General features: G+C 65.2%; 13 protein-coding genes and 1 pseudogene. 9 read left to right on the top strand and 5 right to left on the bottom strand.

The genetic code is table 11. From position 1 onward, the window contains the following. Nucleotides 1-25: 25 nt before the first annotated feature. The 6 genes and pseudogenes from QF050_RS09615 (at nt 26) to QF050_RS09590 (ending at nt 5,339) form a co-directional block, all read left to right on the top strand. Nucleotides 26-982: a hypothetical protein gene (locus QF050_RS09615; protein WP_308930248.1), complete on the top strand. Its 957-nt coding sequence runs from the start codon at nt 26-28 to the stop codon at nt 980-982. Beyond that, a complete protein-coding gene (locus QF050_RS09610; protein WP_308930247.1) occupies nt 970-1,653 on the top strand; it encodes a hypothetical protein in 684 nt (227 codons plus the stop codon). The genes QF050_RS09615 and QF050_RS09610 overlap by 13 nt, the downstream gene beginning before the upstream one ends. An 8-nt stretch (nt 1,654-1,661) precedes the next feature. Beyond that, on the top strand, nt 1,662-2,048 hold the full coding sequence (locus tag QF050_RS09605; protein ID WP_308930246.1) for a hypothetical protein: 387 nt from the start codon (nt 1,662-1,664) through the stop codon (nt 2,046-2,048). Between the two features lie 383 nt (nt 2,049-2,431). Next, on the top strand, nt 2,432-2,851 hold the full coding sequence (locus QF050_RS09600; protein ID WP_308930245.1) for a hypothetical protein: 420 nt from the start codon (nt 2,432-2,434) through the stop codon (nt 2,849-2,851). A 165-nt stretch (nt 2,852-3,016) separates the two neighbouring features. Continuing rightward, a pseudogene (gene asd, locus QF050_RS09595) lies at nt 3,017-4,148 on the top strand (aspartate-semialdehyde dehydrogenase). 30 nt (nt 4,149-4,178) lie between these two features. Further along, nucleotides 4,179-5,339 (top strand): cation:proton antiporter, encoded by a 1,161-nt coding sequence (locus tag QF050_RS09590; protein ID WP_308930244.1) that lies wholly within the window; start codon nt 4,179-4,181, stop codon nt 5,337-5,339. Here the strand turns inward: QF050_RS09590 and QF050_RS09585 are convergent. After that, entirely contained in the window at nt 5,336-6,436 is a 1,101-nt protein-coding gene (locus tag QF050_RS09585; RefSeq protein WP_308930243.1) for a winged helix DNA-binding domain-containing protein, read from the bottom strand. The two genes, QF050_RS09590 and QF050_RS09585, sit on opposite strands and share 4 nt — an antisense overlap. Nucleotides 6,437-6,488: 52 nt before the next feature. Continuing rightward, nucleotides 6,489-7,556 (bottom strand): UDP-N-acetylmuramate dehydrogenase, encoded by a 1,068-nt coding sequence (locus QF050_RS09580; protein ID WP_308930242.1) that lies wholly within the window; start codon nt 7,554-7,556, stop codon nt 6,489-6,491. 186 nt (nt 7,557-7,742) lie between these two features. Here QF050_RS09580 and QF050_RS09575 point away from each other — a divergent pair, with 186 nt between their 5' ends. Beyond that, nucleotides 7,743-8,726 (top strand): hypothetical protein, encoded by a 984-nt coding sequence (locus QF050_RS09575; protein ID WP_308930241.1) that lies wholly within the window; start codon nt 7,743-7,745, stop codon nt 8,724-8,726. Between the two features lie 106 nt (nt 8,727-8,832). On the opposite strand, the gene QF050_RS09570 is transcribed toward QF050_RS09575, so the two are convergent. Beyond that, nucleotides 8,833-9,270, bottom strand: coding sequence for a MaoC family dehydratase (locus QF050_RS09570; protein WP_308930240.1), 438 nt, complete (start codon nt 9,268-9,270; stop codon nt 8,833-8,835). 2 nt (nt 9,271-9,272) lie between these two features. After that, nucleotides 9,273-9,734 (bottom strand): MaoC family dehydratase N-terminal domain-containing protein, encoded by a 462-nt coding sequence (locus QF050_RS09565; protein WP_308930239.1) that lies wholly within the window; start codon nt 9,732-9,734, stop codon nt 9,273-9,275. 96 nt (nt 9,735-9,830) lie between these two features. Here QF050_RS09565 and QF050_RS09560 point away from each other — a divergent pair, with 96 nt between their 5' ends. Together QF050_RS09560 and QF050_RS09555 are read left to right on the top strand one after the other, a co-directional pair. Further along, the gene (locus QF050_RS09560) at nt 9,831-10,211 is read left to right on the top strand and encodes a metalloregulator ArsR/SmtB family transcription factor (RefSeq protein WP_308930238.1); all 381 of its coding nucleotides are present in this window, start codon (nt 9,831-9,833) and stop codon (nt 10,209-10,211) included. Next, on the top strand, nt 10,208-11,899 hold the full coding sequence (locus tag QF050_RS09555; RefSeq protein ID WP_308930237.1) for a SulP family inorganic anion transporter: 1,692 nt from the start codon (nt 10,208-10,210) through the stop codon (nt 11,897-11,899). Before QF050_RS09560 ends, QF050_RS09555 begins: the two co-directional genes overlap by 4 nt. Here the strand turns inward: QF050_RS09555 and QF050_RS09550 are convergent. Then, nucleotides 11,889-12,113, bottom strand: a complete 225-nt coding sequence (locus tag QF050_RS09550) for a DUF3188 domain-containing protein (RefSeq protein WP_308930236.1) — start codon at nt 12,111-12,113, stop codon at nt 11,889-11,891. The genes QF050_RS09555 and QF050_RS09550 overlap by 11 nt on opposite strands. Nucleotides 12,114-12,124: the final 11 nt, after the last annotated feature.

Raw genomic sequence — 12,124 nt, 5'->3', positions numbered from 1 at the left:
GGATGAATATTGGGGGGAGATCCTGGTGGCAGGAACTTTGTGGGGTGCCGACGTCGATCAACTGCGCCCCCTCGCACAGCAGTTCAGCAAGACCGCGGACCTGCTGCAGCAGCAGTCGACGCAGCTGAGCAGCCAAATCAACAACAATCCGGCCTGGAAGGGCGCGGACGCCCAGCGCTTCCGCTCTGACTGGAACAGCAACCACCGGACGCTCCTTCAGCAGACGGTCACGAGGCTGCAGCAGGAGTCGAAAGCTCTCCTCAAGAATGCCGAGGAGCAGGAAAAGGCCAGTACCGCAGGTACCGGCGGGCAAGTGGCTGGAGGGTATGGCCCGGCAACGCAAACAGGGGACGCCACTGCCGTTCCCGTCACTGGCGGTCCTGGCCGGGATCCCTACTTTTGGGAGCACGAAAAAGATGACACTTGGTGGGATTCCTACGTTTCAACGCCATGGGATGTCTATAAAGCAGTGCCCGATACGCTGAGAACGGTTGAGCTGCCTTTTAGAGCGGGTACGGAATTCACTCGCTGGCACAATGAGTTCAGTTTCGCCGGAACCGGTAGCAAATATTTGGACGTGCTCGAGTCTCCGCAATTCACCCAGACGGCCAGGGCGCTCGACAATGCAGCAACCCTCGCCGAGGGTGGCGATAAAGTGTTCGCTGCGCTGAAGGGTCTCAAGACTTTCGGAAACGTGCTTGGTGGTGTGGGGGCAGTTATCGATGCCGGCAGCGCCATCAATAGTTTGGCCAAGGGCGATGAGGAGGCAGCGCTGTGGAGCGGAGGAAAGGCAATTCTCGGTGCAGCTGCACTTTTTCCTGGTCCCCAGCAACCTTTCCTCATAGCTGCAAACGTCGGCATTGCAGTGTGGGAGAACCGGGAAAAGATCGCGGACGGCGCTGACTGGGTAGCTGACAGAGTAAACGAGGGGGTGAGTGCCGTGGTGAAGGATCCTGCGAAGCTCCTCCCTTGGAATTGGTAGAAAATGGCGTCGACAGGAAGATTAGATGCACCATGACCACAGGGATAACCGAAGACACTGGCCCTTCGGCAGCAGGCTTTGGAATTGCGGAGCTGTTGTACCTGCTTGGCTGCTACAACACCCCGAGCACAGCCAAGACGGCGGATTTTCTGATGCTGCCTTGGCCGTCCACGAGCGATGACATGCGAGTTGCCGCTACATCGTCGTTGATGGCCAGGGACCAGCTTAAGCTCAGCGATGACGAACTTGTACCTACCGGGCTGGCTCTAGCGCTGGCATATGCCTTCGGGCACGCCGTTCGTTGGATCAACGTCTCTTTCCTTTCCGACGACGCGCCTCAAGCGGCGGTCTTCCTCCAGGCGCCGGATCTGGCGGCGTTCCTCCAGCCTCGTGGATTGGGCGGCTGGTTTGCACAGATCCAGATGCCAGATCACAGCATGGCTGCGACGCTGGCTCATTTGGCTGCCCAGCACTGCTCCCAATCCGGAAATTCCAAGGTAGTGCTTTCGTCCGTTGCCGACGGTTCCCCCGCCCGGAACGTCGTTCTCCGACCTGCAGGGAAGAATTGGGAAGCGGCATTGAGCAACGGCGATGATCGCGCCGTACCGCTGGCCAGCACTCTTACCACTGAGGAAGTGGAAGCAATGCTTAACGAACAACTGCTGGGATAGGAAAACTCGTGGAACCCGAACGCCCCGTCTTTCGCCGCGCTGACGGCGCACCTTATGACCCGAACCCTGTCAACGTGCGCCAATACGAGGAAGAGTACGGTCCCGGGGGCGTGCCCGAGGGATATTCGATGGCCGCCACCACGCCCTTGCAAAACCCTGGGGCAATCATCGGCGCCGGGATTTTCGTGGTAGCGGTATCGGGTTTCATGTTCCTGCTTGCATTCACAGCAGCGGGTTCAGGATCGGCACCCCACGTCCCCGTCGTGGCTACCATAGTTGGCGTGTTGGGACTGCTCAGTGCCGCCTGGGCTTTTGTTATCGCTGGGCGTCGCCGCCGCTGGTTGCGTGACAGGGCAAAAGGTTCCGAAGGACAGGCACAAACAAAGATTCGGTGACCAGACCTGAGGCGTGACATCTCCATGGTTGGTTCCCCGATGGCCTGTCGCTTACGCCCCCGCGCCAGGTGCCGTCAAGCCCATCAATTCCGCGGGCGGTCTGCTGTTCCTGGCCATCCTTATCACTCTGATCATGACTGTCGTGGCAGCATTCCTCGTCAAGTTGTTCCTCGATGGGACGGAGGACCCTGACCGGGGCCAAATCCTGTTCGTAGTCGCCTTCGGACTGTGGATCATCCCCACCAGTTGGGCTTACTACTTCAAGGAGCGCAAAGCAGCGCGGTTGAGAAAGGGGCTGGAAAGACACTTGAACCTCCTACGCGCCGCTCGAGAATCCAGGACTGGTAGCAATGCCGAACCCTAAAGGACCGGATAGTCGGCGAATGAAAAGTTACAACGTCGAGCGAGAGCGGGGCAACGATGACGTGTACGCCGAGCACAAGGCCGCCCTCGCCCGGGGCGAAAAGCGGGTGCTGCGCCAGACTGATACCGGCGAACTGCATAGCTATCCCACCGAAGAAATTGGATTCTCCCCGGGCCGTGGACACGTGCAGGTGCAAACTTGGTGGGGTATGGGTATCCTCACGGGAGCCATGGTGCTCTTGGTCATTCTTTCCCTTGGAATACTCCTGAGGCCCCTACCTGACGGCGGCCAGCCGTTCTGGGGCGCCTTGGTCCTAACCGCGTTGGGCGTTTTTGGAGCCTGGTACACGTTCGGCATGGCCAGGGACGAGTGCCGAGCCAAAAAGCTGCGCAAGGAACGGCACGCCCCCGAACCAGGAGCCGGACATGTCAACCAGTGATTCAACGTAGGAACCTGTAGTTGCGGTGAAAGCTGCGCGGTCCAGGAACCTCCCGCGGACCTGCCAATAGCGCCTCAGGTGCTGGCCGTCGTCGTACTTCCCTTAACCTTTGAGCCGTGACGTAACCGACTGCGCCCTGCCGGATGCGAAGTCTAAACTGGACGAATGACTACAGCAGCTACCCCTTCCGTCGGCCTGGTCGGATGGCGCGGCATGGTCGGTTCCGTCCTCATGCAGCGCATGCAGGACGAGGGCGACTTCGCCAACATCAACCCGGTGTTCTTCTCCACGTCCAACGCGGGAGGTGCCGCGCCTTCCTTCGCTGAAGGCGCAGGCAAGCTCGAGGACGCGTTCGACGTCGACACGCTGGCCAAGCTGCCAATTATCGTCACCGCCCAGGGCGGCGACTACACCAAGCAGGTCCACGGCGAACTGCGCAGCCGCGGCTGGGACGGCCTCTGGATCGACGCCGCCTCCACCCTGCGCATGAGCGACGATTCCATCATCGTGCTGGACCCCATCAACCGCGACGTCATCGACAAGGGCCTCGTCAACGGCACCAAGGACTTCATCGGCGGCAACTGCACCGTGTCCTGCATGCTCATGGGCCTCGGCGGCCTGTTCAAGAACAACCTGGTGGAGTGGGGTACCTCCATGACCTACCAGGCGCGCCTCCGGCGGCGGCGCCCGGCACATGCGTGAGCTCCTCAGCCAGTTCGGCACGCTCAACGCCGAGGTCAGCACGGAACTGGATGACCCGGCGTCGGCCATCCTGGACATCGACCGCAAGGTCCTGGCCCACCAGCGCACGGACATCGACGCCACCCAGTTCGGCGTCCCCCTGGCCGGCTCCCTGATCCCCTGGATCGATGCCGACCTGGGGAACGGACAGTCCAAGGAAGAGTGGAAAGCCGGGGTGGAGACCAACAAGATCCTGGGCACCTCCGAGGAAAGCCGCGTGATCATGGATGGCCTCTGCGTCCGCATTGGCGCTATGCGTTCCCACTCCCAGGCTCTGACCCTCAAGCTCCGCGAGGACCTCTCCGTCGCCGAGATCGAGAAGCTGCTGGACGAGGACAACGAGTGGGCCAAGGTGGTTCCGAACACCAAGGAAGCCTCCATGGCGGAGCTGACCCCGGTGGCCGCTTCCGGCACCCTGGACATCCCGGTGGGCCGTATCCGCAAGATGGAGATGGGCCCGCAGTACATCAGCGCCTTCACCGTGGGCGACCAGCTCCTCTGGGGCGCCGCCGAGCCGCTGCGCCGCATGCTCAACATCGCCACCGGCAACCTGTAACATCCGGCCCGGCCGCCGCGCAGGCAGATCATGGCATTCCTGGCCCTCGCCCTGATCACCGTGGTTGCCATGGCCGGCCCGCTGCTGGCGTTGCCCGCCAAATGGCGGGTGCCAGTGGTGGCCGGCGAGTTGTTCGCCGGCGTCGCCATTGGCCGGAGCGGGCTGAACCTGATCGACCCCTCCGATCCCACGCTGAGGCTCCTTTCGGACGTCGGCTTTGCCCTGCTGATGTTCGTCGTAGGTACCCATGTGCCCGTACGGGACGCCCGGCTCCGTTCAGCCTTGGGCCACGGTGCCGTGCAGGCCGTGGTGGCAGCGGCCTTGGCTGCCGCCACCGGCGTTGCCGTGGCGGCCGCCTTCGGTACCGGCCACGCCCCGCTCTACGCGGTCCTGCTCGCGTCCTCGTCAGCGGCGATGGTCCTGCCAATTATTGACTCACTGCACCTCAGCGGCCCTCCCGTGCTGGCCATGACGGCGCAGGTAGCCATCGCGGACGTAGCCTGCATCGTGGCACTCCCCCTTGCCCTGGATCCCGTGAACGCCGGCCGGGCGGCGGTGGGATCCCTCGCAGTCGCGCTCTGTGCCGCCGTGCTGTTCCTGCTGCTGCGACGCGCTGAGCAGTCAGGAGCCCGGGCCAGGCTGCACAAACTTTCGGAAAACCGGAGGTTCGCCCTGGAGCTCCGCATCCAGCTGGCAATCCTCTTCGCCCTGGCCGGGCTGGCCGTCCTCAACAACGTGTCCATCATGCTGGCCGGCTTCGCCTTCGGCCTGGTGGTGGCTGCGGTGGGTGAGCCCCGGCGCCTCGCCCACCAGTTGTTCGCGGTCAGCGACGGGTTCCTGGGCCCCGTCTTCTTTGTCTGCCTCGGTGCCTCGCTTAACCTGAGCGAGCTGGCGGCGCACCCGGGCATGATCCTGCTGGGGCTGTGCCTCGGAGGCGGATCCCTTCTCATCCATGCGATCCTTCGCATCCTCGGCGTGCCGGCCACCCTCGGCGTCCTGTCGGCGGCCCAGCTTGGCATCCCGGTGGCTGCGGCCAGCATCGGAGCCCGGACGGGGGTCCTGCTCCCCGGTGAGGGCGCCGCAGTGCTCCTCGGAGCCCTGGTCACGATCGCCGCGAGTGCCTTTGCAGGGCAGCGGGCCGCCCGGCGGTGGACACCGCCCGCGGCCGTCAAGCCACTCCCGAAAACCTAGCGGCCCAGAAACTTCAGATACTCCTCGGCGGCCTTCGCGAGCGCTTTTTGGGCGGCCGGGCCAAGGGGCGAGGTTGCGTCGAACATTTCGGGTACGACGACTGCGCTGCGGCCCGTGCCCTGGACAACCCAGGTGCCGGCAACCTTTCCCGCGGCCACGACGGTTTTCTTGAAGACGCCGTTGCCGCCCGGAACGATCAGGTCGAAGTGCTCCGGTGCCAGGACGGGCGTGCGGTCAGTGTAGCCGAGGACGAATTCGTCAAAACCGGGCAGCAGGTGCACGGAGCGGGCGCCCGGCAGGCCGGTATCGAGGAGGGCCGCCGTCTCGGGCGACATCCAGTACGTGGTGCCCTCAAACTCCACATCCTCCAGCTGCCCGCACACCTCCTGGAGCGCGGCCCTCACCTCGGTCAGCGGCAGCTGCGTCCACCAGGCGAAGTCCCGGAGGGTGGCCGGCCCGTGGCTGCGGAGGTAGCGCAGCAGGAATTCCGCGACTGCCTCTTCCCGTCCCAGGCTGCGGGATGAGGGTATCCACTGGTCGAAGGCGGCGATCAGCTGCTGGTTCCCGGCCAAGGGGCCGAGCACCAGCCAGCCGTGCCGGCAGAGCGAGCCGAGGAGGTGGATGCCCCGCTGCCCGGTGGTTGGCTGGCCGCCGGCGTCGAAAACCCGGAACAATTCGGGGCGGCTGACGGGGCCCTCCGCCAGAATCCGGTCGAGGGCGATGTCCCGCGCCTTCTCAACGTCCGCCCACGCGATGTCCAGCTGGCGGTGCCGGGCAGCGATGCTGCGGGTAAGCCGCTCGGCGGTCAGATCGAGCATCCAGCGCAAGTCCTCGGGGGCCACCAGATGCAGCGTTCCGCGCATCGGCCACGACCGTACCACCGTGCCGTTGTCGATGGCAGCCCGCACATCGGTGATTCCGGCGCCCTGTACCCGCACCCCCACCGCCCACAGCGCGGCGGGCAGGTCCTGGGCCTGCATGGCAGTCATCCACCGGACCAGTTCCGGCACGGAGCCGCCGCCGACCGCAAGCCGTTGCGACGCGAGCCGGAGCCTGCCTATCATCCTGCGGTCGCGCAGGGCACCTCGTGCAGCCATGGCCCCATCCTAGGCCGGGTGACGGCTGCTGCCGGGCCCGCACACCCGTCGGCTAGAGTTCCAGCCCGATGAGCAGCGGCTCGGGGTGCAGCTGGATGCCAAATTGGCGTTCGACGCCGGCCCGCACCTCCCGCGCCACGGCCACCATGTCCGCCGCGCTGGCCGAGCCGCGGTTGGTGACGGCGAGCGTGTGCTTGGTGGACAGCGAGGCACGGCCAGCCGATACGCTTCCCTGTTCCAGCCCGAATCCCTTGCCGAACCCGGCCTGGTCGATCAGCCACGCTGCGGAGAGTTTCACCAGCCCATCGCCGCCGGCCGGGTAGCGGGGAGCTGATTCCGGCAGCGTATCGGCAACGTCGGCCGGAACGATCGGGTTGGTGAAGAACGAGCCGGTGGAATAGGTATCCCTGTCAGCGGCGTCCCATACCATCCCCTTGGACGCGCGCAGCCGCAGCACCTCCCGGCGGACGTCGTTGGCGTACGCGCGCTTGCCCACGTCCACGCCGAGGGAACGGGCAAGTTCGGCGTACCGGATGGGCGCGCTCATGCGCCCCAGCGGCAGCTGGAATTCAACGGTGAGGACCACGTACCGGGGGGAACCGTGAACGGTGGTCCGCTTAAGGACGGAGTCCCGGTATCCGAATTCCAGTTCGGAACTGGTGAACGTCTGCACGGCGTTCCGCTCCCGGTCCCATGTGCGGACGGCGGCGATGGTCTGGGACACTTCGGCGCCGTAGGCACCCACGTTTTGGACGGGGGTGGCGCCCGTTGAACCTGGGATACCGGATAACGCCTCAATCCCGGACCAGGCATGGCGTACGGCGTACTCCACCAGCCGGTCCCAGTTGTGGCCTGCCTGAACCACAACGGCCACCCCGCCGCAGGAGTCCTCCGCGTTCACGGTGAAGCCCTCCGAGGCGATCCTGACGACGGTCCCGGGGAATCCGTCGTCGGACACCAGGAGGTTGGAGCCGCCGCTGATGATCAGGAGCCGATCCCCTGCGGCGTCCGCCGACCTGACGGCGTCGATGATCTCCTCCTCGGTCCGGGCCTCGATGAAGGTGCCGGCGGGGCCGCCGACGGCGGACGTGGTCAGCTGGGAAAGCATGGTGGAAGTCACCCGTCAACAATACTCGGGAACACCACAGGCTCCCCGGCGTCGCAGTGCCCGGCCCCCCAGTAACAGATTCATCAGTTAACTAACAAGTTCAGTGTTGGATATTTACAAATCTGTCATATATGCGTATTTTCGAGCCAGCGGATCACAGACCTGGGTCCGCTTTCCCCGAAACCGCATAGGACAGCTATGACTTTTACCAGGACTCTGGCCACGAGCCTCATGAGCCTATCGACAGCCGCATTGTTCGCCTTTTCATCGGCCGGAGGCGTCGCCACAGCGGCACCCTCTGCCCCAGGAAACGACGCGGCTCCCGGGATCAGCAGCAACAGGACCGAGGGCGGCAGCGCGGACTACTGGACTCCAGAGCGCATGCGGGCGGCAGTGCCGGGCGATGTTCTTGCCAAGAAGGCGCTGCAGCGGCACAAGGGCAATGCTGCCCCGGCCGGGGAAGCCGTCGGCAAGGGAACGGAAACCAAAATCAAGGGGTCGGATCCGGCGGTCCAGCCGTTGGCGAACGCCAGCGAAAACCCCGTCCCGCACATCGGCAAGGTGTTCTTTACCCTGGGCGGAACAGACTACGTGTGCTCGGCCAACTCGGTAGCTTCCACGAACCGAAGCACTGTCTCCACGGCGGGCCACTGCCTCAATGAAGGTCCCGGCGCCTTCGCAACGCGGTTCACATTCGTCCCTGCCTACCTCAACGGGGCAGCGCCCTACGGCAAGTGGACGGCCCGCGCCCTCTACGCACCAACCGAGTGGAGCTCATCAGGCAACATGCAGTACGACACCGGGTTCGCCGTGATGTCGCCGCTGAACGGGCGCAACCTCGCAGACGTCGTGGGCGCCTCCGGGGTACGGTTCAACGCCGCCCGAGGCCTCAGCTACAAGGCGTTCGGTTACCCGGCCGCGCCACCCTTCAACGGAGAATCCCTCAAGAGTTGCTCGGGGACCGCCGCCAACGATCCCTACAACCCGCAGTTCAACACCCAAGGCATTCCCTGCAACATGACCGGTGGTTCCTCCGGCGGTCCCTGGTTCATTGGCACCTCCTCGGGCGGATACCAGAACTCGGTCAACAGCTATGGCTACGGAAGCAATTCCACCACCATGTACGGCCCGTACTGGGGTTCGGTCATCCAGTCGGCCTACAACGCTGCCGCGGCTTCCTGACCCATACGTGCCATAAACGGTTGAGGGAGGATGCCCGCGGGGGCGCCCTCCCTCAACCGTGTCAAAAACCCAAGGCCGACAGTCGGACCATGGTGCCAGCGGGGCGTCAGGCCAGCTTGACCACTGCCTGCGCCTTAATCAGCACTTTCTGCCCGGCGGCGACGACGGTGAGGTCGATCCGCGCCGTGTTGGCCTCGGCGTCGAGCTTTCCGATCATGCCGCTGACCTCGATCGTGGCGCCGGGCTCAGCGATGCCGGTGGTATCGGCGACCAGGACGGGCTTGGTGAAGCGGGTCTGGAAATCGACGACGGCGGCGGGGTCGCCTGCCCAGTCCGTGACAACCTGCACGGCAGAACCCATGGTGAACATCCCGTGCGCGATGACGCCGGGCAGCTCCACACTGGTGGCGAAGGCCTCGTTCCAGTGGATCGGGTTGAAGTCGCCGGATGCGCCGGCGTATTTGACCAGGTCGGTGCGGGTGACCGCGATGGTGCGGCTGCCGATCTCCTGGCCCGGGCTGAGTTCGTGGATGCTTGGGCTCATGGCTACTGTCCCTCTCCGCGGACCAGGATGGATGACGTGGTGGTGGTGACCTGCTCGCGGGAGTCCCCGTCGCCAAGGGCGAAGATCTCCGAACGGGTGGTGATCATGGCGCCACCGCCCATGGCCCGGACACCGTCAACGTGGAGTTCCGCGACGAGACGGTCTCCAGCCACGATGGCGCGGTGGTGGATGAAGCGCTGGTCGGCGTGGACCACACGGGAGAAGTCGATACCGGCTTCCGGATCCTCGATGAGCTGGGCATCGGCACGCTGGGCGATGATGATGGCGAACGTTGGCGGGGCTACGAGATCGCGGTGGCCCAGGGCCTTCGCTGCCTCGACGTCGAAGTGCGCAGCGTGGGTGGCCTTGACGGCGCGGGCGAACTCGCGGATTTTCTCCCGGCCAACGTCATACACCTCTGCGGCAGGGTAGCTTCGGCCCTGCAGATCCGGATTGATAGTCATGGATTCCAGCCTATCGCTGGCCTGAGCTGAACAAGTTGCGCAACCCGCTGGTATGATGGATTCATCATTCCATCAATCCGCTAGGAGTTCCCTCCTTTGCTGTCTTCAGCCCAAGCCCCGCTGTACGAGATCAAGGCAAACCTCTTCAAGGGCCTGGCGCACCCGGCTCGTATCCGGATCCTTGAACTTCTTGCGGCAGCTCCGGAAGAAACCGCGGCGGTCAGTTACCTCCTGGCCGAGACCGGCCTCGAAGCCTCGCACCTCTCCCAGCACCTTGCCACGCTTCGCAGGCACAGGGTGGTGACCTCCGTACGCACCGCCAACGCCGTGACTTACCAACTGGCGCACCCAGGGGTTTCGCAGCTGCTCGCCATCGCCCGGACCTTCCTCCTGGACAGCCTGTCCGAATCGAACGAACAGCTCCGGCTGGCACAGCAGCTGCCGGCGGAGCACCTGTCCCGCGGATCAGCCTCGTGACGGCCACCGCCGCCACCCGCCGCGCCACTGCCAGGGCCGCCCAGAGTCTTACCCGGTTCCTCCCGTCCCGGCAGGATTACGCCGGTCTCCACTCATCGTGGCGCACAGACCTGCTGGCCGGCATTACCGTGGGCATTGTGGCCCTGCCGCTGGCCCTCGCATTCGGGGTCAGCTCCGGGGTGGGCGCCGAGGCCGGACTTATCACCGCCATCGTGGCCGGCATGGTGGCAGCCCTCATGGGCGGGTCATCAGTGCAGGTTTCTGGGCCCACCGGCGCCATGGTGGTGGTCCTGGCACCCGTCGTGGCCGTCCACGGCCCCGGCAGCGTAGCCCCGCTGTCACTGATGGCAGGGTTGCTGGTCTGCATTATGGGATTCAGCGGCTTGGGCCGGGCAGTAGCCTTCATCCCCTGGCCGGTGGTGGAGGGCTTCACACTGGGGATCGCGGCCATTATCTTCCTCCAGCAGGTTCCGCTCGCAACGGGCACGTCCGGCGTCCCGGGACACAACACCGTTGTCGCCGCCATCGAAGCAGCCTCAGCCGCGCAGGCGCCCACAGTCCTGCTGACGCTGGCGCTCGTGGTGATGGTTGCCGTCGTGATGGTCCTGCTGCAAAAGCTGTTCCGGGCCATCCCGGCAAGCCTGGTGGCGGTCCTCCTGGCCACGGCGTCGGCCGAACTCCTGCAGCTGGATGTCCCGCGGATCGGTGCGCTGCCCCATTCCCTTCCCGCGCCGGCACTGCCCGCCGTGGACATGGCCACCTTGGGAAGCCTTGCCATGCCCGCAGTCGCCATCGCCGTCCTGGCCGCCATCGAATCGCTGCTCTCCGCAAGGGTGGCCGCGGGGATGGCCGGCCCCGACGGCAGGCCCACCGGACCCTACAGCCCGGACCGTGAGCTGACCGGCCAGGGTCTGGCTTCTATCGCCGCCGGACTGTTCGGCGGCATGCCCGCCACCGGAGCCATTGCCAGGACCGCGGTCAACGTGCGTTCCGGGGCCCGGACCCGCCTTGCCGCAGCCGTTCACGCCGTCGTGTTGCTGGGCATCACTTACCTGGCGTCCGGAATGGTCAGCAGCATCCCGCTGGCAGCACTGGGCGGGATCCTTATGGTTACGGCTACACGGATGGTTTCCCGGCGCACTGTTGCCGCCATCCTCCGCTCCACCCGGGCAGACGCAGCAGTGTTCGTCCTCACGGCGATCATCACCGTGGCCTTCGACCTGATCGTCGCCATCCAGATCGGGCTGGCCGCGGCGGCGCTCTTCGCGCTGCGGAAATTCGCCTCCCTGAGCGGCGTCCAGCGCGAGCCGGTCCCCGGTCCATCCGCCGACGGCGATGAGCACATTGCGGTGCTTCGGCTGGACGGGGCGATGTTCTTCGGCGCCGCCGAGCGTATCCTCCAGGAGATCAGCCGGGTGAAGGACGTCCAGGTGGCGATCATCAGGCTCTCGCAGCTGCGGATGCTTGACGCCACCGGCGCCCACGCGCTGGTAGAGGTCATCGCTGCGCTGGAACTGCGCGGCATCACGGTGCTGCTCAAGGGTGTGCGGCCGGACCACCTGGACCTGGTGACCAACGTGGGCGTGATCCGTTCGCTGCGGCACCACAAACACCTGTTCCAGCACCTTCCCGATGCCGTGGAGCACGCCCGCAGCCATGTCCTGCGGAACGCAGCAGCTAGCGCCTGAGGTTCTTGCGGATCGACTGGCCGCGGACCACCATGCCCACGACGTGCAGGACAAGGCCCAGCCCGATCAGCGGAAGTGAAGCCATGGCCAGTCCCTGGTTGCCGCCGGTGTTGCCGATGAGGTTGAGGATAATGCCGACGGCGATCAGTCCCATCGCGCTGAAAACCAGGACTTTGTAGCGGGTTGGCGCGGTGGCCCAAAATTCGTTCAGCACCAGCCAAGTCT

Origin of the sequence: Arthrobacter sp. SLBN-112 (assembly GCF_030944625.1) — a bacterium.
In the GTDB taxonomy this organism is placed as follows: Bacteria; Actinomycetota; Actinomycetes; order Actinomycetales; family Micrococcaceae; genus Arthrobacter.
Note: the sequence above shows the minus strand (reverse complement) of the source record. Positions and strands in the feature narration are given on the sequence as shown.